Genomic DNA, 21,749 nt, shown 5'->3' on the forward strand with positions numbered 1-21,749 from the left:
AAGGGGAGCCGCCAGCATAATTAGGGAAGCTTCACCTTTCTAAAGCAGGGTGCCGTCAGTATTTCAAGTATTCGGGTTTGATTCTTATTGTTGGGCTGTTAATTATACTGCTAGGCTTTACATTGGCTTGCATCCAAAGAAGTATTATATGAGCTGTAAGAGTATTGAGGCTATGGTTTAAGCTATGGGTGAGTTAAGGACAGGAGGATATGTTAAAGGATCAATTAATTAATCCTTAACCTCAATGCGTTATGCCTCTGTAATCTAGAAAATTGGATGATGAACAATGCCTTAAAATGAATTTAATATTAAGGAAAATGGTAATTTAATGCTTTTGATTTTTGATGAGTTGTTGATGTTATTGCTGTTTAATGTAGTTTAGTGGGCTTAGGCTTGTATCCACGCTGCTGCATGTTATGCCTACATCATTACTGTATTACGCTCAACCATAAACCAACCACAAGCACGATTACATTCAAGGCATTAGGCAATTAAGGAGGCGCAATGCATCAGTGGTTGGGTATTTAAACCCAAGAATTAGTGAGGCACTACGGTTAAGGCACTGGTAGTAATATATATTAGTACTGGCAGTAGACGTGAATTTAAATTTATTAAAATATGATTGTGGATTATTCACGTAGTAAACGCATTACCTTAACCTAGTAATGAGTTAAAATGAGCATTCTCATGGCATTATAAAGTAAATTATTAGCCTAGGGTTTATTTATCATAGCCTACATTAATTGGAAAGCAATAGTAGTTAACGTTATAAGTGCATTGCTTAACTTGAGCTGTGGTGAAGTTAGTGATTAACTTAGGTGGCGCAGTGGATGTTCACACTCACTGTTATCCTGATATGGGCTTTAATGAGGAGATGATTAGGCTTTCAAGGATGCTTGGTATTGAGCAATTGTGGGTTAGTTACCATCCATATGCCATGACTGGTTTCAAGCCGCCCTCTGAGGAGGTTTGGAAGGCTAATGAATTTGTCTATGAATTATCAAGGAAGTTTAAGGAGGTTAAGGGATTCGTGTACGTTAATCCACTTAACCATGATGCGGTTAAAATGACTGAATTCTTCATTAAGGAGAGGGGGTTCATAGGTGTTAAATTGTATAGGGCTGTTAGGGTTAGTAGGCGTATTGTTGATCCTATAATTGAAGTTGCAGTGGAGAATAATGTTCCCATACTGGTTCATACAGCCCATAGGCTTTACCCAACCTCTAGGCCTAATGAGAGTGAACCCGAGGATATTAGGTCACTTGCATTAAGATTCCCTAAGGCTAAAATAATCATGGCTCACATAACAGGTGGTGGTGATTGGGAATATGCAGTAAGTAGGGTTAGGGATTTACTCAACGTTTACGTTGATATTGGTGGAAGTGTGGCTGATTATGGTTCAGTGGAAGAGGCTGTTAGGGTTCTTGGTGATGATAGAGTACTCTTCGCCACAGACACATTAATATCAGCAGCCGTGGCTAGGATAATGAGCGCCAATATTAGTGAGGAGTCTAGGATTAAGATACTTAAGTTAAACGCCATGAGGATTTTAGGTGAGCAGTAATGATTGATGCACTATGCATGAGTGGAACATACCCATTCAGATACCTCTCAATGAGTACTGAGGCCGTGGCATCAAAATTAGCCTTAGAGGGCTTTAGGCATTGCGTAATGTTCAACCTAACTGCACTATTCCATAGGGACCCATGGTGGGCTAACGTGGAGTTCGCTAAGGAGGATCCCAGTGTTAACTGCACTATACATAAGTTGGCTGTATTTAACCCTGATTACGAGGATAAGTTGAGGATTAGGGAATATAGTAAAATGGGTTACGTGGGCTTTATCACTAGCCCAATATACCATGGCTACAGGATAATGAGGAGGAGTGTGATTAGTAATTTAATTGAAGCCTTAAGCAATGGCGCCGTAGTAATCCTTAACTTACTGGAGGATTTGAGGCAAATGCATAGGGCCTACTCCTTTAGGTATAGGATAATGTTAGGTGAATTAAATGACGCCTTAATGACTCTGAAAACTACGGTTAAGAGGGAGAGTGGGGAGTTTAGGGTACTGTTATCTCACTTCCCGTATAATGACTTAGTTAACTTAAGATCATTGTACAATGGTGATATCTACGTGGATTTCGCATCATCACAGGTACTAGGGGCACCTTACAGTCATATTGAGGAGTTAGTTAAACTATATGGAGCATCAAGGCTCGTATTATCAACAGGGTTCATTATGAAGTACCCTAAGTCCTCAATACTTAAGCTTCAATTATCTAAGATTCAGGATAAGGATAAGGAGGCAATATCCTCAATAAATGCAGGTGGGCTTTATGGAATAAGGACCTAAATAAAGTATGAATCCTTAAATTTAACTATGAGTAAACCTTAATAATACTTGAATTAATTAAATTAGGCATGGTTAAGTGGCCTCCAGTTAACTCAAGTGATGAGGAGTCTTTACTTAAAGCATTCAGGAGTGGTAAATGGGGTAGGGTTCCTGGTGGTATTGTGGAGGAGTTTGAGAGGGAGTTCTCAAGGTACCATGAGTCTAAGTACGCCGTGGCAGTAACAAGTGGTACAGTGGGTTTATTCCTAAGCTACCTAGCGGTTGGGTTGAATGAGGGAGATTACTTTGCATTACCAGCCTACACCTTCATAGCTACTGCAACGGCTGGTGTATTGCTTAGGGCTATTCCAGTCTTTGTTGATATTGATGCTGAAACATTAAACATCAGTGTTGAGTCACTTAAGGCCGTTCTAGAGGAGGATAAGGATAATAGGATTAAGTTAATTGTACCAGTCCACTTCTCAGGGATACCTGCTGAGCTTGAGGGGGTTATTAATGAGGCTAGGAGGCATGGTGCTAAGGTTGTTGAGGATGCAGCGCAGGCTCATGGAGCAACATATAAGGGCCGTAGAGTGGGGGCAATAGGTGATGCAGGTGCCTTTAGTTTCCAGAGTAGTAAGAATATGACTGCTGGGGAGGGTGGGATTATTGTGACTAATGATTATGAGACTTACATTAGGGCTTGGTCATATCATAATGCGGGTAGGGAGATTAACGGCGAATGGTACATGCATGTGCTTATTGGGTGGAACTTCAGGATGACTGAACTACAGGCAGCTATACTATTATCTCAACTTAAACGCTACGATGACGAGTTTAAAATTAGAGAGAGGAACGCTAAGCTACTTTACGAAATGCTTGAGGGTGTTGAGGACTTCAAGCCAGTTAAACCGCCTAACCATGTCTCAAGTTCAAACCACCTCCTCCCAATATGGATTAGTAAAAGGTTAATTAATCAATATGGGAAGGCCAGGGTAGTTAATGAAATTAATAATAGGAGAGGAACAGTTGTTGAGGGTTACCCAATGCCACTCTATAGGCAGCCAGCCTTCAAGGAAGCGTACTGGAAGTTACCGGACTACTCTAGGTTAAACCTACCTGTAACTGAGGATGCATGTAGGAGGGTTATATGGGTACCTCAACACGTGTTACTCAGTGAGGATGAAGTACGGAGAACCGCTGAGGCGTTAATTAAGGTATCTAAGGAATTGAAATAAGGACCCATGCTTTAACATTCATACAGGTGTTTAATACATTACCTGTTAAGTAAGCCACGGCATCCTAATACACAATGAAATTACGCCCTAGAACAATATGTGCAATATAGTAATACTTTAATGCTGCCTTTAATCACCTTAATATGCTCCTCTGCGGTGAAATGCATTACTTCAGGGTCCCTAGGGGTCTTTGGGAAGATAGGCTACTTAAGATTAAGAGGGCTGGGTTAAACTGCCTAAACACTTACTTTGCCTGGAATTACCATGAAGTTGAACCAGGTGTATTCGACTTCTCCGGTGAGAAGGATGTTGACGCATACTTAAGTAAGGCTGAGGGGCTTGGCCTTAGGATAATTGCCAGGGTTGGGCCCTACATTTGTTCAGAGTGGGATAATGGTGGGCACCCTGACTGGCTACTTAGCAGGGAGTTGGTGCCTAGGAGCCTTGACTCATCTTACTGGCCCTACGCTGAGAGGTGGCTTAGAGTAATATTACCCATTATTGTTAAGCACCAGGAACCTAATGGTGGCGTTGATGTAGTTCAACTAGAGAATGAGTACTTCTGGGGTGATGTACCAATGCACATGAGGCTAGCTGAGTTAGCTAGGCAAATTGGTGTTACGGTTAAACTATACACTAATGTCAATAGGTATGTTAGGAATACAATATATACTGATGCGCTGGATCTTTATCCAAGTCCATGGGACCTAAGCTCAGTAATATGGAGTATCAAGGACCTCCTAGAAACCCAGGGTGGTAGGCCTAAGATACTTGAATATGAGGGTGGATGGTTCTCAACAATAAATAGGCCACTACCAACATCTAGAGGTAGTTTCCCACCCGACTGGACTAGGATACTTTTAGCAACGGCATTAGCCTATGGTTCCGATGTGGTAAGCTTCTACATGTTCCATGGGGGTACAAACTTCGGTTACTGGACTGGTAGGTGGATAACCTCAACTTATGATTATGAAGCTTCAATTAGGGAGTGGGGTGAGTTAAGTGAAAGGTACTATAAGGTTAAGTTAATTACTCCATTAGCCGAGTTCATTGATGGTAGTGAAACAGAAAGCGAATCATATGATAATGGTAGGCTGCTGATTATTAGGCGTAAGGGTGATTTAAGGTTAAGGTTCTACATTAATAACACCGAGGCTGAGTGGATTGATGGGGGTGTTAAGGTCCCGGCAAGGGGTGTTAAGGTTATTCCAAGCAACTTAAGCATTAAGGGTATTACGATTAGTGAAACAAACCTAAGCCTACTGACTGTTAGGGATGGGGATGTGCTACTCTACGGTAATACTGGTGATGAATTCACTATTAGGCTTAAAGGTGGTTCGGTTAAATCATGCTTAGGTATTAGTCAACGTATTGAGGGTGAATTCACAGTATTGAGCGGTAAGGTGCCGAGTGAATTAAGTGGATGCATAATTGAAGGTAAGAGTAATGTTAGGGTATTAGTTCTAAGTGAATTATTTGCATCAAGGACTTGGATAATGAACGATTACTATACTCCATCAAACGTATACTTAATTAGGGATGGTAACTATAATTCACTACTAATTGAGGCTAAGGAGGGTGTTAACGTGCTTTATCTACCGTTTAAGTCAAGTAAAGGTAAGTACATTCCTGAACTGGACTTAACTAGGATTGAGCTTAATGTTAATGTTGAGCAGCCTAATGTATCCGTTACTCAAGTCACCAAGGGCACAGTAGGTATTAAGCCCATTCTTAAACTCAGTAACGTTAAGCCCCTTGAGGAATTAGGCTTATTTAAGCATGGATTATACATCTATGATGCGAAGCTTAACACAAGCAGCCTAATAGGCTTTATAATCCATGATTACGCCACGGTGGTTAATAATGGTAAGGTTACAGCAAGCGGATTCATATACGTTAAAACCAATGCCGATGCCGGTGATTTAAGAATTATAGTTGAGTCAACTGGCCATCCTAATGATGGTGCCATACCCTTCTTCACAGGCCTGCAATCACCAGTGTTAATTAATCACGTTGGTAGTATTAAGGTTAATTCATGGGAATACGGTATACTTGACTTATCCAATAGACTTAAGCCTGGTATTGCAACCAACTATAGCCACACCATGGTGATTAATAGGGAAATTAAGGAATACTTACCTAAGGTTAAGTGGGTTAAGAGTGTTAGTGACCTAGGTAAGCCAAGTAATGCCGTTATTTACTATAGGGGCAGGCTTCATTTGGATGAAGCAAGGCACATTGTTCTTAGGATTAGTAAAGCCGAGCAGTGGGCTGCAATGGTGGTTTTCATTAATGGTGAGGAAGTCTATAGGGGTCATGGTGATGAACCATTTGAAACCGCAGTATACGGTGGCTTAAGAAGTGGGGATGTTGAAGTAGTCATTGCATTATTAAGATACGGCATTAGGGAGGTTGGTTCAACTCCAGGGAATGTTGATGTTGATTTATGGGGGAGCATTATTAATGACTATAGCTTAAGCATTATGGAGTTAGGTGAGGCGAGGGATAACTCTAAGCTACCATTAACGATAAGTGAGCCATCAACCATTAAACTTAAGTTCACGGTTAATAAACCAAGCGACATTAATGCGCCACTTCACGTTGAGTTAAGTGGAAGGGTTCACGCATTAATATACTTGAATGGCAGATTAATCGGCAGGTATTACCCAAGCGGCTCACAAAGCATGTTCTACCTACCTGAACCATACTTAGATAATGAGAATGAGTTAACAATACTGGCTATACCTACTGAGGATAATGCAATGATGAATGTAGTGTTTAAGCCTTACATTGTGACAAAGATTATTAACTTAACATTATGAATTAATTAACTGCACTTAATGAGCATTAGTATGCCTTAAACTAATGATGCTGAATTCATTAAATTTTAATTAACGCTTAACAGGTAAATTCCTAGAGACTTAATTATTACTCACATTTCACGCAAGATGCTTCAGGTACGTGGTAAAGTTAATAAACCGACGCGTAATGAGTCAAGGAGGGGCCGTAGTCTAGCCTGGTTAGGACGCACGGCTTGGACGCCGCCACTGGGTACAGTAAGTAATAGTTAAACCCAGTGGGGTGGGGTATGCCCGTGTGATCCCGGGTTCAAATCCCGGCGGCCCCACCATGCCAGGAGTGGTTTCAACGCCTTACATTAATCATTGCCTACAGTGAGTTCAATTGCCATTAGCTTTTATAAATCCGGAATTACTATGAATAATATCGTGAAGAAGGTTAATTAAGTTTAGAATTGGGGGAGTTCATTCAAGTTTATCATTACCCTTAGATTCCTGAGGCTCAATACAAAGCATTACTAGTACTCTAAGCGCCTCAGCCCTCCCAAGTGGATCATTATTAAGCCTCTTCTCAGCCACTGCAACTACATCATCATCATTTAGGCATTGAAGCGCAACTAGAAGCAAGTGGCCATTTAACCTCCTCCTTGCTATAACCCTAGCTTCCTTAACAATATCACTAACATCCACTTAATTAGGCCTTAACATGCAGTTAATTAATCTTACACTTATTAACAATACAATATACTTGACTTAACCTTACTTGGCTAATCCTTATGAGTCTTGAGTAAGCTGCATTATCATTTAATGGGGACGAGGCATTATTGAATTCTTCATAACTTACCCTTAGCATTTAATACCTTAATTACATAGCTACCGACTACATCTAATACATCGCTTATGTTTATTAATGATGTGTCAATCACCAGGTCGAATATTGATAAGTCACTAATGTTTATTGAATATATAGTCATGTACCTCCTCCTATTTGACTCCTCCCTGGTCTTAATTTCATTAATAGCGTCATTAATGCTAATGCCCTCCCTACGCGCTAGCCTACTTGCCCTAGACATCATATCCGCCTTTAAGTAAACCTTAACATCGGCATAATCCTTCACTATCCATGCTGCTAAATGCCCCTCAATAACTACCTTACCTTTCTTAGCCTCCTCAATTGATACTTGATCCACATGGAGGTCAATACTATGGTCCCTTTCAGCAAGCTCATGAAGCTGCATTAGCGTTAACCCCCTCTCAGTAGCCACCTTCCTAAATAATTCACCTATTGAGACGAACCTATAGCTTAACTTATCTGCAAGAAGCTTGGCTACAGTAGTCTTACCACTAGCCACTTGTCCACTAATTGCAATAACACCCATTTTTAAGCACCCATTAACCTGACCGATAACTTTAAGCCCATTGATAAGCACTTATGGCATACGTAACCGCCATATGGCCTACTAACCCTCCCGCTAATGACTGAACCGCATATTGAACACCTAACCACTGATTTCTTAACCATACTTAACGCAATCCTGGGGAAACGGTTTTTAAGCTTTAATAATAAAGTAGTGTTAGGCATTGTAAATAATGTACTGTTCTTTCACATTGATATAGCACCCTCCATGCGGTACCTTTGCCTGGCCGTGGTGAATAGGCTCCTCCATAGGAATACGCTTAGTAGGATAACGTTAATTGCAAGTATTAGGCTCATTGCCTCTAACCCAATAATATTGCCTGTGGCTGTGTAGTAATCCATTAAGGCGGTGTAGCCGTGAACCATGTAAACCTTACCGTTAATACCCTGGAAGTATTCAGCAATTTCAAGGCCACCCCAGGTTGAACCCACTGTACTGGCTAATCCCGTTATGGTTGCAGGCATTGCACCAGGGACAGCTAATTTAGTTAACTTATGCCATGTTGATAAATTTAAATTATCGGCTACATCCCATAGGCTCCGTGGTATTGTCTTCATTCCCACGTACATGTTGTATATGACATACCAGGCTGTGCTAAGGAATGCAACAATGAAGACCAGAACCTCAAGCGAGATCCTTAAACCAAGCCTAATGGCTAAGTAAGTTACGAAGGGTATTGCCACTAGGGGCAGGTATGCTGAGACTGGGATTGAGGCTAAATCCTCTAGGATTGGTAACAATACTGCCTCTAATCTAGGCCTAGTTACCATTAGGTAATTTACAGGAATGGCAATCAATATTGCGGATACTGTTACTAGCACTATTCTAAGCCAATCTAATCCAAGGTAATATAAGTATATTCCCCAATTATCGTAAATGTTAATCATTATTGGTAGCCAAGTGGTGCTCCATGATGAGTAAATACCATACGCTATTAAGGCAAGAAGCAGCGAACCAATACCCACTGCAATATACTTATCAAACCTTGTCAATACATTAATTGGCCTTGGCCTTACAGTCAACCTATGGTATACTGCATAGCTTGTCGCCCTAACGAAGGTGGGCACCAACGCCCTTTCAGCAGCCGTTATCCTCCTAAGGTACCTCACGTTTCTGGCTAATGACGCCCTAATCCTACTGGGTGTTTGCCTCCTTACCCCAGTCCTCATTACCTCAGCGTAAGGGTCATAACTGTATTTAACAGCCCAATTAACGAATGGCCTAAGAATACCAAAGACTACCACTGTAACCATAATTATTAGTATCATTAATGCGGCTATTGCATTAAACCATGTACCTTCATTAACCCAACTGAATATTAATGAACCTATCCCAAACACGTGGTAACTCTTAGTACCTAATGCAATAACCTCACTGACTGTTATGTAGAATAAACCATCAGCAAAGCTTACTAGGACATTTCCAGCAACTCGAGGTATTGTAACTGGTATGTATAGTTTATTGAATTTAGCTGTAAACGATAACTTATACATATTAGCCACATCCTCAAGGGACTGGGAAACAGTCTTAATCGACTCATATTCCCCAACCCAAATATTCCAGACCACTGCAGTGAAGACTAGGAAGTCAACGGCTAATTCAACGCCAAGGTAACCCCTTATACTGCTTATGAAGAATACTAGAACTATTGGAAAGAATGTTATTACTGGAACAGCCTCCAGCGTTTGGGTTACTGATAGGAACACCCTCTCCACTAAACCATTCTTAGCGGCAGCATATCCAAGGAACCAGCCAGTTACTATTGAGGCAATGATTGCTGCTGCAACCCTAGCAAATGTTGCAAGGGTGGCTAATAGTGATATAATGACTATGCTCAAGGCGCTCATTTACCATTCACCTTAACAACAGTGGTGAGCTCCATGGATTTAGATATTTCACTGTAAAGCATATCCAAGTATTCCTGGAACTCCTTATCCCTAGGTGACCTAGGTCTAGGTAAGTCAATGCTTATATCTGCAATCACTGTTGCGGGCCTACCACCGAGTACAATAACCCTATCGCTAAGCTCAATCACTTCCCCGAGGTTATGGCTAACCATCACTATTGCCTTAACCGTTGATTCCTCATTAAAAACCATGCTATATATTTCACTTTTAAGACCCTCAGCGGTTATGGCATCAAGGTTAGCGAAGGGCTCATCCATAAGCAGTAAGATAGGCTGAGCGGCTAAGGCTCTTGCAATTGCAACTCTCTGCTTCATACCCCCACTTAACTCCCTTGGGTAATAATTCTCAAAGCTACCTAACCCAACTAACTCAAGGTACCTTCTAGCTAACTTAACCCTATCCTCCTTACTAAGCTTCTTATGAAGTAGGGCTATTTCAACATTCTCCAGGGCCGTTAACCACGGGAATAATGCGAAATCTTGAAATATCATTGAGATCTTAGGTGTTGGACCCTTAACCTCCTCACCCATTAATATCACCTTGCCTGTATCCGGCTTCCTTAACCCAGCTATAATCCTTAGAAGGGTTGTTTTCCCAGTTCCTGTAGGCGCCACTATTGATACGTACTGCTTCTCATAGACTGTGAAAGACACATCCCTAAGAACCTGAAGAGGCCCCCTCTCAGTTCTATAGCTGAATGAAATATCCACAAGCTCCAAAACGGGGGATGCTGGGATGATCCCACCATGGCAAGGTAACTATAGAGTTTATAAACCTAACCTCATTGCCTTCAATACTATGAACTACCAATAGTGCAGGAATTTAAATTTAAGCAACCATAGATGCCTAGGATTAGGATGTGGAGTCTTAAATTAATGAGTATAATTAGTTCTAGGTTAATTCAGCATTATTAAGGTGCTTATGAGTGTTTTAAAGTTGATGAACCTCATTAACCTCTAAATGAGTGAAGTTTTAAGCATTTAAAATAGGGCTAAGCTTAGTGAATTTCAGTTAAGTTAAAAAGACTATAAGGTGCCTTTAACACTTATTGATTACCTGGTTCTCATTATCTTCCTATACCCTGCTACATCCCAAACCTCAACTTGGACGCCGGGTTCAAGCTTCCCCTTTGCCTCATCCTCAATATAATTACTTGGTATTTCAAATGTTTGATAATTCCTAAGATCCATTAATTGAACATTATCACCACTAATTGATATTACTTGCGCAGTGAACTTCTCAATTACAGGAACCTCAACGGCGGCATCAGTTGGGACTACTATAGTCCTCTTAACGCCATCAATGACACCAATACCCACTATCCTAGCCTTAGCACTACCATGTTTCCCTGTCTTACTCTTCTCAACTTCAACAACCCTGCAGGGCACGTTATCTATCATAATATATGAACCCTCCTTAATATCCCCTGCAGAAGCAGTTCTAGTAGACACGTGGCTTCACCAACATACCCCTTTATTCAAGCATTTAAATAGTTAGCTTTAGTAAACCATTAACGCAATCGGCTGAGAAACCATGATTACCTAAAACCTAGGCAACATACTGAGTTAACCCTGGTGTGATTGGGAATTAACCATATTTACGACTAAAATCCTTATTAAGCTTAGGTTGGTTAGTTGGTGATGGATGTTGAGGATAAGGTTAACTTAGCCTTAAGGTACCCAACTGAGGAGTTATTGACTGTGGAGGAGTTAAGGAATTACTTTGAGACTGGTGAAACCCTTAAGCATTACATAGGCTTTGAGATATCAGGTTACATTCATATAGGCACTGGGGTAGTGAGTATGTATAAGTTGGTTGATTTACAGAAGGCTGGAGTTAAGGTATCAATCCTACTGGCTGACTTACATTCCTGGCTGAACCATAAGTTAGGCGGTGACTTAGAGGTGATTAAGAATGTGGCTGTAACATACTTTAAGGAGACCTTGAAAAAATCCATTAGTATACTTGGTGGTGACCCAGACTCAGTGGACTTCATACTGGCATCTAACCTAGTTGAGGAGAAGCATGAATACTGGATTCAGGTCCTTGACCTGGCTAGGCAAGTATCATTATCTGATGTTAGGCATAGCTTAACCATAATGGGTAGGACATTCACCAATACGGCTAAGATGTCTTGGTTAATATACCCGCTAATGCAGGTTATTGACGTATATGCATTAGGAACCCATATTGCGCATGGCGGCGTGGATCAAAGAAAAGTCTACGTCTTAGCTAGGGAGGTTTACGATAAGATTAAGTTAATGCCGCTAACCCTTGAGGGAAGGGCGGTGAAGCCTATAATCCTACTGCACCACCTCATACCATCATTAACCATGACTGGTAAGGAGAGTAGGCTTAACTTATCGGAGGCTAAGATGAGTAAGTCAAGGCCTGAGACAGCCATATTCCTGCACGATTCGCCAGATGATGTAGCCAAGAAAATTAAGAACGCCTACTGCCCACCTAAGACTATTGAGAATAATCCAGTTGTTGAATTAGCTAAATTATTCTCCTTCAGGGAACCTAGGAAGAACCCATTTACCGTAAAGAGGCCCAGTGAGTACGGTGGTGCAGTGGAGTATTGGACGTTTGATGAGTTAACTAAAGATTACGCTGAGGGTAAGATTCATCCACTGGATCTTAAGAGTGCGGTTATTGAGGAGGCCATTAGGTTCCTGGAGCCTTATTGGAAGTGGTTTAGTAATGGTGATGGAGCTAAGTTACTGAGTGATATGAGTAGCATGATTAAAGTAACGCGCTGATTATGCTGCGTAAATTAAACTTACCCATATTAATCAATGGAGTATACTTAATAACCTTTAAGCCTATTTTAGGATTAGTTATGAGGAGCCTAATTAATGCATCCATGTGGTTATCGTAGTCAGGTACATTAACCTCCACGTGCCTTTCATTAATCTCCTTTAATGCCCTCTCAACCAACTCAATGTTATTGTAAAGCATACTGGACAATGTTGAGTACACTTTGGCTAACTTACCCAACGTATCATTAAGCATACTGCTGTAGCGCTCAGAAACGCCTGTGTTTGATTCATGAATAACCCTAGCTAGGATTAGGGAAGTCAACATACCTGTTATGATTCCCCCACCAGTTAACGCCTTAGTAACACCTGTTGAATCCCCCACAGCCACCACTGATTTATACCCATGGTTAACGTTAAGTGAACCAAGCACAATCTTTCCTCCGAAAATCCTCCTGGGTGTTACCTTAAACTGGCTAATAATTCTCCTAAACCTTAATCCAACAACACTAGTATCATCAACGACACCAATTCTGAACTCCCCTCCACCCCTTGGAACTATCCATGTGAAGAACCTACCACTGTACTTTTCGTTAAAAAGCACAATAATGTGGTGATCATCATCAACTAAGTTCCTTAGGTAAGGTGAGTAACCATCAACCTGTATTCCACTAACCGTGGTTAACCTAGTACCCAGCACCCTCCTACTCAATACATTCCTAGCACCCTCACCAATAACTACTAGGTCGAATGAATCCTCAAATCCACCACTACCCTTAACTACACCTTTATGATTAACATCCGTGGCCCTTACCCCCATATGCTCCATTTTTAATGATGCTTTACCATACAAGTACTCCTCAAGCCCTGGCCTATTCAACATTATGACTCTACTATTAGTGAACCTAAGTAAAACTCCTGTTGAATACGGATCAGTGGTTACGGTTAATTTATCGTAATAATTATCAAACACTCTCTTACTCATCCCCAATGCAATAGCCATCCTCTCACTAACTAAGCCAGTGCAGTGTAGTGGTAATCCAAGCCTCCTATCCTCCTCAATTATGTGAAAATCAGCTTCATTCCTAAGCAGCCAAGCTAGAAAAAGGTTACTTGGACCAGCGCCAATTAAACCAATCTTCACAACACCCTAATACATACTACTCATTTAAAGGTTGTCCGACTTCCTCCCTGCCTTGAATGGCGGGCCTTCTGGGGTCTTGGGGATTACACTCCTTTTATGAATGCTACTCTGTTGTATAGTACAAGGAATGAGGGTAATTTTTAATATTGCTGATTATAAACTCCTTCACTACATTTAATGTACCATTTAAGTCACTGTACATTCTATGGCCTAATGGGCAGTTAACCACACCCTCCTTGAGTATTTCTTAGCCTCAACACGTGGAATACGCATGGGTGTGATGTATTGTACTTAGTTACTTCATGCGTTTTCATACTGTATACCTGAGCCTTCAACTTAGCTTATTAATCAAGCACACTTTAATTACTAAGCCACTAAGTGTTGAAAACACCACTAAAACAAGAGGAGTAATACATTCAGTACCCCAATGCAACTTTAGGTACGGTTTATAAAATTGAATACTAGGCGTTAAATCAGTGTCGTGGAAAGAGCTTAGGGATCCTATATATGGTTGGATTAGGTTAAGTAATGATGAGGCTAAACTACTGGATAATGATGTCTTCGTGCAGAGGCTTAGGAAAATAACTCAAGATGGCTTAGCTTATTTTGTTTACCCATCAGCTAGGGGAAGCAGGTTTGAGCATAGTTTAGGCACCATGTACTTAGCCACATTAATAGTGGAGAGAGTATTAAGTGAGGTTGATGAAAAGGATATTAAGTCCTTAATGAATGCACTTGGGCTTCATGATGAGGGAATCAGTGCCATAAGGCAATACATTAGGTTAGGTGGATTACACCATGATATTGGCCACCCACCATTATCCCATGTCCTAGATGGCTATGTAGCATCGTTACTTAAGCCCGAGCAGCTGCCTTACACTGCAGGATTAGGAAAGGAGCATGAGGTAGCTGGATTAATGATAATGGGTTCAAGCAAATTTAGAAGAATAGTTAGTAGCCTAGGTATTGATGCAAGTATACTCAGGTTAATAACATTCTATAGGTTAATTAAACGGGCAAGACTAGCTATTCAATATGGTTCAGTTAACTTAGAGGCAAGTATACCTGAGGTTAAGTTATTGAGCAATATGAGTGATGGCGATATTATGCTTCTGGAATCCTTAGCCTCAATAATTTCAGGGGGTATTGATGCCGATAGGCTTGATTACACGCTCAGGGATCTTTACTTCACTGGTGTTGGGTCAGGGAGTGGGGCAATTGATATTGCAAGGCTCGTTAATTACCTGCATTTAGGTAAAGGTATGCTGATATTTAATGATAAGGCTAAGGCATTCCTAGAGGGTTACGCAATTGCTAGGTATAATCTATATAAGTGGGTTTACACGCATCATAAGGTTCTTCAGTATAATGAAATGTTCAGGGAGGTTTTCAGAAATATAATAACACTTGAGGAGGCTAAGAACTTTAAGAATGCTGCAGTTAATTTCCTTAATGGAAACCCTAATGATGGTGACCTAGACCTATACACTGATGACTACTTAAGCGCCATACTTAGTGAAGTTTACCATGGGGGGATGCTTAATGGTTATGTTAGGGATTATGCGGATTCAATACTACATAGGAGGACTAATATGAGGGCACTGTGGAAGAGGGATGAGGACTTCATAATGATTTTCGGCCTAGGCAATGCAATAATGCTTAATAAGTATGTTGATGAACACCTAGAGGTATATGGATTAAACTGGGCTAATGAATTTAAGGCTAAGGTAGTTAATGAAATGAAAGGAGCCCTTAACTGTAATTGTAAGATACTGGTTTCCATAGCATCATTCAGTAATGACATAAACACATTAGTTAGGAATAATGATGGGTCATTAATAACCATTACTGAAGTATCCCCATTAATAAAGGCCATTGATAATGCATGGGGGCAAACCCCACACATATTCATATTCATCGACCCAAGTGAATTAAGTAATAATGATGTAGAATTAAGTAGGGCTAAGAGCGCTGCAGTTAGGATTCTATCAAACATTGCCACCGCAGGTTAGGTTAACCTCAGGTGCTTAAATGATGGCGCTTAGTGGATTATTTGAATAATGGTTAAAAACACGGCCTACAATGGCTCAAGTGATCACTGAGAATTACGTGAATGTGGGTAACTTCAGGGTGAGGTACCTGGAGAGTGGGGATGGGGATGTAGTATTCATAGTAATACCCCCACCTAATGCATCGGCAAATAGATTCATGGGCATCATTAAGGGGGTAGCCGCAGCTGGATTCAAGGTAATTCACGTGGACTTATCCTCCGCTCCAGCAAACATGAATAAAGCAAGTAGGGTTACGGCACTATCATTAATTGTTAATGCCCTTAACGGTAAGAAGGTTATATTAGCTGGGGTTGGGCAGGGTGGGGGAATTGTACTTGATTATGTAACTCAAATGAGGCATAACGCGATTACCGGCATGGTACTTATCTCAACACCTAGGGTAATTAATTACATTGATGAATTACCTAAACTAAGCATACCTACATTACTGGTTTACAGCATTAATGACCCTAACGCACCTGTTGAGGAAGCTAATGCTGTTAAGTCAGTTATTAAGAATGCTAAGTTAACGCTAATTAATGGTGATTGGTCAAGTGAACTGAATAATATTACTCAGCTCACTGTTTCCTGGATACTTGAGTTAAATAAACTAAACTCTACTTCAAAAGGTTCCTAATGGTGAAGTAGAGTACTGTAACCAAGGCAATGCCTATTAATACTGCTAACAGTAGACCGTACTGCTTTAATGAATCCTCATTAACGATTGAGCAATAGGCTGTAATTGATCCCCCCCTTGAGGTTAATTCAATAACATTATTCCTTGCTACTATTGGATTAAGGGTTAGGCACATCAACACGTGTTTACCTATACTTGAATTTAAAATAACATAGCTGCTACTATTTGATGATGCGTGAACATATATTAATGATGACATTCCCAATAATGAGTACTTGAACACAATGTAGCGGAAGCTACAGGCAGTGTGGTTAGTGACTCCCATAACACCCCATGCACGTATACTTACTGATTGTGCATTAGTGGTTACATTAATGTGACCCAGAGTCATATTTAATGTTAATGAGCACTGCTGTGCATGAACAATAGCCACTAATCCAAGCATTATCACCAGCACCAATGGAAGCACATTAATTAGCCTCATGGCTTAGGGATCTCCACACTTGGGTCTATTAAATTTTCCTGCTTAAGCCTATTAAGGAACTTATACATGTGAAGTCTAATAACCTTTGAACCGCATTTACTGCAGTATAGTTTACCCTCAATTATTAATCCAACATCCCTACTACCACAGACCACGCAAATCCACTTACCCCCACCACTCATAAATTAAGTTAACTGCGTTTATGAGTTTAAATACTTTGCAGATGACTTAGAACTACACACTTAAGGCTTCACAGAATACTCAGGAAGCCTTGCCTCTTTGGGGTGGGTATTTCTTAGGTGTTAATAGGCTGGAGGTAGAGGTGAATGGGCTTAATGGGTGATGAACCACACTGCCTACAGCTGATGGCGGGCTCTAATGCATGATGCCGCCCCCATGAGGAGCTTAGAAGAGTAATAAATAACTCAGTGAAGCCAGAGCCCACACCCCTCCGGATGGAGAACCGTCAGCTTTAAGGCAGGAATAAGTTAAATAATATGACACTTATAATACACTTAGCTTACTGGGGGACTTTAAATTATAAATTTACAGCTGAAAGCCTCGCCCTTTAGGGCGGGGAGGAGGTCAGAGTAGGAAATGCTCCTCTAAGGTTAATGAATGTGCTTGAAATGGGTTTAAGAATCAGCCATCTGTTTTCTTAACTTAAATACACTGAATCCCTATGAGCATCCTTAGCAAAACACTTAATTACTCTGATTTAACTGGGCGTTTATGAGGAGGTCTATAGATCTTGCAGTGTGGGTGATAGCTTTCATAATGCTGCTGGTAGTCTTTGGGTTCACCTACTTGGGTTACAGGGGCGGTTACCCACATAGGTACGCCTATGAGGCATTTGGCGTTGACTTAATACTCCTACTATCGTTAATCTACGGCCTCTACGTAATCATAAAACCCAGTAGGGCTAGGTGATTTCATTAACCAGGGCTTCCTAAAGCTGGGTATACTATGTACCTTGTTCCATTCACCACAATTATCATGCATCTTTCACTTAAACTAACCTCAATATTACTTACATTAAACTGAACTGTACTTGAATCATTAATGCAATTAAGTGCACTTAAGCCTGTACTTAATATTGTTGATGAGGCATAGTTATATGACTTAAAAAGATTAATTAAGATTAAGGTAATTGAAACCACCATAGTGAATGCAATTAATAGCACCAGTGCCGTAACTATACTTGAGAGGCCACGCATAATTATAATGCGTAGGCTTAGCCTTAAGGCTAATTAATGTAGGGTAATGGCTAATTCCCCATTACCCTACTTGAATTGACCCTAACATTAATTAAACTTAAATTAAATCGGTAATGCATGTATCATTAGTTAAACCAACAGGCAGCGTGCTGTCCAGTAAGGTGATTGTTAATTCAGGTATTAGGACTGTTACCGAGTATAGAAGTATTGGTAATACTATTCAAGTCTTCCTAATGGATCAAGTACCAGAGTACTTAACCTTAATTGACCCATCATACTTTGAGGAGTGGATTAAGCTTGGTAAGAACCCTACTAAATTAATTAAGGTTTACCGTAAGATTTTAAGCAGATTAGGTTATAAGCCCAATGATGAGCACTTCAGTAACCTTGTTAAAGCCATTACTGATAGGTGGCTTAATGCCTATGGTCCAATAACTCCATTGCTAATGGATGATGATGTAACTGACATATATGTTGACGCTAATGGGGTTAGGGTTAGTCATAGGGATTATGGATTATGCCTCGTTAGGTTAAGTGAAGTTAAGGTAATTAGACCTATGAGGCTAATTCCAATGAAGCTTATTGAATCAACGTTAACCATAAGGGATTTAGTTAATCGGATAGCTATTAACGCTTCCAGAAGAACGAGGACACCGATAACCGCATACATGCCCCTGGTATCTGTAACTGACCCTGAATATAAGGTTAGATTCACAGTGTCGACAATGCCTGTATCACAGACGAGTGTGCACGTTAGGATCCTGCCAAGTAAACCATGGACACTACCCACGCTTGTTAAGCTGGGTATGCTTACCGTGAACCAAGCTGCATTACTGTGGAAGCTGGCTGATGAGAAGGTGCCTATACTTATAGGTGGATCAATGGGCTCAGGTAAAACCAGCTTAGCCAACGCCATAGCCATGATGCTTAAGCCCAATATGCTTAAGGTACTGATAATGGATGTTGATGAAATGAACTTACCGGGGCATTTATCAGTTAAACTATTTGAGAGGAGGTCCTTTGGTCTAGGTGTTAAGCCCATAACTAAGGATGAGTTAATAGCGCATGCGTTAAGAATGGGTGCTGACTACGTAATTGTTAATGAGGTTAGGGAACCTGAGGAAGTTAAGGCATGGTTAAATGCAGTGACCACTGGGCATGGGGGTATTACAACCTTCCACGCTGATGATTATCAACAAATGGTGAGGAGGCTTACAATTCTAGCCCCTGGCTCTGAGGAAGTGTTGAAAAACATAGTCGTGGTTATAGTGGGTTCAGAACTAATACCAGCGAATGTTGGAGGTAATTTAAAGGTTATGAGGAGGCTTAGGTACGTTAAGGACATTATAGTACCCAGTGAAGTCAATGAGGAGTACCTAAGCCTTAAGGATGACTTACACTTAAGGAGGAACGTTATAGGTAGTTTAATTGATGCATCTATTGATCAACTATTATCAACAATAGGTAAGCTCTACTATTAGCCACTATTGAGGATAAGCGTTATTAAGGCATGCTTGAAGCAGTTAACGTGAGTTGGAGCCTACTCGCCGCCCTAAGGGAGAGGCCTGAGGAGGTTAGGAGAATGCTTAAGTGGAGGGGTTATGATGAGTCAATGGTTGATCAATTCATCACCCTTGATAACCAATGGAAAACCATTAAGGCTAAGGCTGATGAACTTAGGCATAAGAGGAATAGTCTAAGTAGTCAAATATCCAAGGTCCCCCCTGAGGCAAGGGGATTAATGATTGAGGAGGCTAATAAGGTCCTTAAGGAACTTGAGAACCTTAACGCTGAGCTTAATAGAATTGAGGATGAAAGAGATAAGCTCCTCAAGAGGTTCCCAAACCTACTTCACGAATCAGTTTACTCAACATGCCCAAATGAATCAACTGAATCAGTGACCTTAAAGTACTTTGGGAGGCCAAAGGCCTGGAGGGGATACTTAAGTGAATTAAGTGGCTTTAGTGGCCTTGAATTTGATATCATTGATTGGCAGCCGGTTGGGCATGCAGATATGCTTGAACGGGTCCTTAGCCTTGGTGACACAGTTAAGGCTGGGGAGGTGGCTGGGAGTAGGTTCTTCTACCTCTTCGATGATGTGGCTTGGCTTAACCTAGCCCTAACCCTATATGCAGTAGATTTCCTAACCCAGAGGGGGTTTAGGCTAGTTATGCCACCCCACATGCTTAACTACGATGTTATAAGTTCGGTAATTGACTTCGAGGCCTTTAAGGATGCAATATACAGTGTGGATAATGAGCAACTCTACTTAATAGGCACAGCGGAGCATCCATTGGCTGCATTATACCGCGGCAGTGAACTACTTGAGAAGGATTTACCAATACTCCTAGCCGGCTTCTCACCATCGTACAGGAAAGAGGCCGGGGCCGGTAACAGGGACTTGAAGGGAATATTCAGGGTTCATCAATTCTACAAGGTTGAGCAATTCGCCTTCACACTACCTGAAGAAAGCTGGAGTTGGCATGAGAAGCTACTAAGCAACTTAGTGGACATATGGAGCAGCCTTGAATTACCCTTCAGGGTGGTTTTAGTGTGCCCTAGGGAAATGTCGAGGACAGCAGCTAAGCAGTATGACTTAGAGGCTTGGATGCCTGCCCAAGGCATGTTTAGGGAAATGGCCTCCTGCAGTAACGTAACTGATTGGCAGTCATATAGGCTTGGGATCAGGGTAATTAGGAGGGGCATGAGGAGGGAATATGTTCATACACTAAATAGCACAGCCATAGCCGTGGAGAGAACTATAACAGCTATCCTTGAGAATAATCAAGAGGAGGATGGTACAGTGAGGATACCTAAGGTACTTAATAAATATTTGGAAGCCTTCCCAAAGGCCCCAAGGGACTACATACACCCCAAGGCTAAGATAATAAGGGATAGTAATGGTAAGATAGTGAATATTAAGACGTAAAACATAACCTAAACCATACGCATCACTAACCTGACCCTCACCTAACTCATTACTACCTTAACATCTAATATGTTCATGGTGGTAAGTACCCAAATGATAAATAGTAAAAATGGCAACGATAAAAGGAAACTGCAACTATGTGAATTCAACTCTATAAGGTGAAGCCATATGGAGGTTAGGGAGTAATCTTAACTGAAATAATGCTTCATTACCTTAATTTAAGGTACCCCTATGGTTAATTAACTACTAGGGATCCCTAGCCCTAAGGCCTTTAATATCATCTTCATTATCTCCACGGCTCTCCCAGCCATGTTTAAGGCATTCTCAGCATCATGCTTACTATAAATTTCCCAGGGTGTTAATCTGCGTTCAGGTTCACCATAAGTGCTTCTACCATGCTCAGGCGCCAGTCTTCTCACTATTACTGCTAATTCCCTCACTGACTCAATTAAATCCCCCGGTATATTACTTATTAATGCCTCAAGTTCACCCAATGGATCACGACTCCAGCTTGGTATTCTATAAATGGCTATTATCGCCTTAGCCGCATTCTCAGCTGATAATTGGGCATTAGCCACGGTACCTCTCCAATGCACCACTAGCCTCTTCGAGGTAATTAATAGCTAGCCTATACCTATAGTTAACTTCATCAAGTGGATCATACATTAATCTTCACTGACTTGAGTATTGGCTTGCCATCACTCCTCATCCACCCGTACTTCCCATCCCTAGCCCTATACCTAACCAAGCCTTCACTCCTTATGAAGTCAATGACAGAATCCTTAAAGCGCCTTAAATCACCATACTTATCGCAGATGATTATTCCATCCCAC

20 protein-coding genes and 1 tRNA gene are annotated in these 21,749 nt (G+C 41.0%); 11 read left to right on the forward strand and 10 right to left on the reverse strand.

Annotated features, from left to right (window positions below; translation table 11 throughout):
- Window positions 1–805 precede the first annotated feature (805 nt).
- From BP896_RS03890 to BP896_RS03910, 5 genes are all read left to right on the forward strand, one after another.
- Window positions 806–1,564 carry an amidohydrolase family protein gene (locus BP896_RS03890; RefSeq protein ID WP_291765876.1) on the forward strand — a complete coding sequence of 253 codons (759 nt, stop codon included), beginning with the start codon at window positions 806–808 and terminating at the stop codon, window positions 1,562–1,564.
- The gene (locus tag BP896_RS03895) at window positions 1,564–2,355 is read left to right on the forward strand and encodes a hypothetical protein (RefSeq protein ID WP_291765878.1); all 792 of its coding nucleotides are present in this window, start codon (window positions 1,564–1,566) and stop codon (window positions 2,353–2,355) included. Before BP896_RS03890 ends, BP896_RS03895 begins: the two co-directional genes overlap by 1 nt.
- Window positions 2,356–2,423: 68 nt before the next feature.
- Window positions 2,424–3,572: a DegT/DnrJ/EryC1/StrS family aminotransferase gene (locus tag BP896_RS03900; protein ID WP_291765880.1), complete on the forward strand. Its 1,149-nt coding sequence runs from the start codon at window positions 2,424–2,426 to the stop codon at window positions 3,570–3,572.
- Between the two features lie 143 nt (window positions 3,573–3,715).
- Window positions 3,716–6,394: a beta-galactosidase gene (locus tag BP896_RS03905; RefSeq protein ID WP_291765883.1), complete on the forward strand. Its 2,679-nt coding sequence runs from the start codon at window positions 3,716–3,718 to the stop codon at window positions 6,392–6,394.
- 178 nt (window positions 6,395–6,572) lie between these two features.
- Window positions 6,573–6,702 (forward strand) — tRNA-Pro (locus BP896_RS03910).
- A gap of 133 nt (window positions 6,703–6,835) precedes the next feature.
- On the opposite strand, the gene BP896_RS03915 is transcribed toward BP896_RS03910, so the two are convergent.
- From BP896_RS03915 to BP896_RS03940, 6 genes are all read right to left on the reverse strand, one after another.
- Window positions 6,836–7,060: a hypothetical protein gene (locus BP896_RS03915; RefSeq protein WP_291765885.1), complete on the reverse strand. Its 225-nt coding sequence runs from the start codon at window positions 7,058–7,060 to the stop codon at window positions 6,836–6,838.
- Window positions 7,061–7,203: 143 nt separating this feature from the next.
- Window positions 7,204–7,749: a (d)CMP kinase gene (gene cmk / locus BP896_RS03920; protein WP_291765888.1), complete on the reverse strand. Its 546-nt coding sequence runs from the start codon at window positions 7,747–7,749 to the stop codon at window positions 7,204–7,206.
- 2 nt (window positions 7,750–7,751) lie between these two features.
- Complete coding sequence (locus BP896_RS03925; protein WP_291765889.1) at window positions 7,752–7,892, reverse strand: hypothetical protein; 141 nt, start codon at window positions 7,890–7,892, stop codon at window positions 7,752–7,754.
- Between the two features lie 81 nt (window positions 7,893–7,973).
- Window positions 7,974–9,635: an ABC transporter permease subunit gene (locus BP896_RS03930; protein WP_291765890.1), complete on the reverse strand. Its 1,662-nt coding sequence runs from the start codon at window positions 9,633–9,635 to the stop codon at window positions 7,974–7,976.
- Window positions 9,632–10,405, reverse strand: coding sequence for an ABC transporter ATP-binding protein (locus tag BP896_RS03935; protein ID WP_291765891.1), 774 nt, complete (start codon window positions 10,403–10,405; stop codon window positions 9,632–9,634). The genes BP896_RS03930 and BP896_RS03935 overlap by 4 nt, the downstream gene beginning before the upstream one ends.
- A gap of 342 nt (window positions 10,406–10,747) precedes the next feature.
- Entirely contained in the window at window positions 10,748–11,146 is a 399-nt protein-coding gene (locus tag BP896_RS03940) for a translation initiation factor IF-5A (protein ID WP_291765894.1), read from the reverse strand.
- A gap of 189 nt (window positions 11,147–11,335) precedes the next feature.
- Between BP896_RS03940 and BP896_RS03945 the strand changes: the two genes are divergently transcribed.
- The gene (locus BP896_RS03945; RefSeq protein WP_291765898.1) at window positions 11,336–12,457 is read left to right on the forward strand and encodes a tyrosine--tRNA ligase; all 1,122 of its coding nucleotides are present in this window, start codon (window positions 11,336–11,338) and stop codon (window positions 12,455–12,457) included.
- Here the strand turns inward: BP896_RS03945 and BP896_RS03950 are convergent.
- The gene (locus BP896_RS03950; protein WP_291765900.1) at window positions 12,441–13,598 is read right to left on the reverse strand and encodes an NAD(P)/FAD-dependent oxidoreductase; all 1,158 of its coding nucleotides are present in this window, start codon (window positions 13,596–13,598) and stop codon (window positions 12,441–12,443) included. The two genes, BP896_RS03945 and BP896_RS03950, sit on opposite strands and share 17 nt — an antisense overlap.
- A gap of 476 nt (window positions 13,599–14,074) precedes the next feature.
- Between BP896_RS03950 and BP896_RS03955 the strand changes: the two genes are divergently transcribed.
- Together BP896_RS03955 and BP896_RS03960 are read left to right on the forward strand one after the other, a co-directional pair.
- Complete coding sequence (locus tag BP896_RS03955; protein WP_291765903.1) at window positions 14,075–15,610, forward strand: HD domain-containing protein; 1,536 nt, start codon at window positions 14,075–14,077, stop codon at window positions 15,608–15,610.
- Between the two features lie 79 nt (window positions 15,611–15,689).
- Complete coding sequence (locus BP896_RS03960) at window positions 15,690–16,286, forward strand: alpha/beta fold hydrolase (RefSeq protein ID WP_291765905.1); 597 nt, start codon at window positions 15,690–15,692, stop codon at window positions 16,284–16,286.
- On the opposite strand, the gene BP896_RS03965 is transcribed toward BP896_RS03960, so the two are convergent.
- On the reverse strand, window positions 16,267–16,770 hold the full coding sequence (locus BP896_RS03965) for a hypothetical protein (protein ID WP_291765907.1): 504 nt from the start codon (window positions 16,768–16,770) through the stop codon (window positions 16,267–16,269). The two genes, BP896_RS03960 and BP896_RS03965, sit on opposite strands and share 20 nt — an antisense overlap.
- Entirely contained in the window at window positions 16,767–16,952 is a 186-nt protein-coding gene (locus BP896_RS03970; protein WP_291765909.1) for a TFIIB-type zinc finger domain-containing protein, read from the reverse strand. The genes BP896_RS03965 and BP896_RS03970 overlap by 4 nt, the downstream gene beginning before the upstream one ends.
- Before the next feature lie 550 nt (window positions 16,953–17,502).
- On the opposite strand from BP896_RS03970, the gene BP896_RS03975 reads away from it, so the two are divergent.
- From BP896_RS03975 to serS, 3 genes are all read left to right on the forward strand, one after another.
- On the forward strand, window positions 17,503–17,700 hold the full coding sequence (locus tag BP896_RS03975; RefSeq protein ID WP_291765910.1) for a hypothetical protein: 198 nt from the start codon (window positions 17,503–17,505) through the stop codon (window positions 17,698–17,700).
- Between the two features lie 400 nt (window positions 17,701–18,100).
- Entirely contained in the window at window positions 18,101–19,468 is a 1,368-nt protein-coding gene (locus BP896_RS03980; RefSeq protein WP_291765914.1) for a type II/IV secretion system ATPase subunit, read from the forward strand.
- A gap of 47 nt (window positions 19,469–19,515) precedes the next feature.
- On the forward strand, window positions 19,516–20,916 hold the full coding sequence (serS, locus tag BP896_RS03985) for a serine--tRNA ligase (RefSeq protein ID WP_291765916.1): 1,401 nt from the start codon (window positions 19,516–19,518) through the stop codon (window positions 20,914–20,916).
- 239 nt (window positions 20,917–21,155) lie between these two features.
- Here the strand turns inward: serS and BP896_RS03990 are convergent, their stop codons facing one another.
- Entirely contained in the window at window positions 21,156–21,494 is a 339-nt protein-coding gene (locus tag BP896_RS03990) for a DNA-binding protein (RefSeq protein WP_291765919.1), read from the reverse strand.
- Window positions 21,495–21,749 lie beyond the last annotated feature (255 nt).

The organism is Caldivirga sp. UBA161, assembly GCF_002506515.1.
GTDB lineage: Archaea > Thermoproteota > Thermoprotei > Thermoproteales > Thermocladiaceae > Caldivirga.

Bases quoted from the DNA above. Each gene is read 5' to 3' on its own strand.
- BP896_RS03900 (WP_291765880.1), top strand. From the start codon at position 2,424: ATGGTTAAGTGGCCTCCAGTTAACTCAAGTGATGAGGAGTCTTTACTT.
- BP896_RS03945 (WP_291765898.1), top strand. From the start codon at position 11,336: ATGGATGTTGAGGATAAGGTTAACTTAGCCTTAAGGTACCCAACTGAG.
- BP896_RS03980 (WP_291765914.1), top strand. From the start codon at position 18,101: ATGCATGTATCATTAGTTAAACCAACAGGCAGCGTGCTGTCCAGTAAG.
- BP896_RS03925 (WP_291765889.1), bottom strand. From the start codon at position 7,892: ATGGTTAAGAAATCAGTGGTTAGGTGTTCAATATGCGGTTCAGTCATT.
- BP896_RS03895 (WP_291765878.1), top strand. From the start codon at position 1,564: ATGATTGATGCACTATGCATGAGTGGAACATACCCATTCAGATACCTC.
- BP896_RS03965 (WP_291765907.1), bottom strand. From the start codon at position 16,770: ATGAGGCTAATTAATGTGCTTCCATTGGTGCTGGTGATAATGCTTGGA.
- BP896_RS03975 (WP_291765910.1), top strand. From the start codon at position 17,503: ATGAGGAGGTCTATAGATCTTGCAGTGTGGGTGATAGCTTTCATAATG.
- BP896_RS03905 (WP_291765883.1), top strand. From the start codon at position 3,716: ATGCTCCTCTGCGGTGAAATGCATTACTTCAGGGTCCCTAGGGGTCTT.
- BP896_RS03970 (WP_291765909.1), bottom strand. From the start codon at position 16,952: ATGAGTGGTGGGGGTAAGTGGATTTGCGTGGTCTGTGGTAGTAGGGAT.
- cmk (WP_291765888.1), bottom strand. From the start codon at position 7,749: ATGGGTGTTATTGCAATTAGTGGACAAGTGGCTAGTGGTAAGACTACT.
- BP896_RS03930 (WP_291765890.1), bottom strand. From the start codon at position 9,635: ATGAGCGCCTTGAGCATAGTCATTATATCACTATTAGCCACCCTTGCA.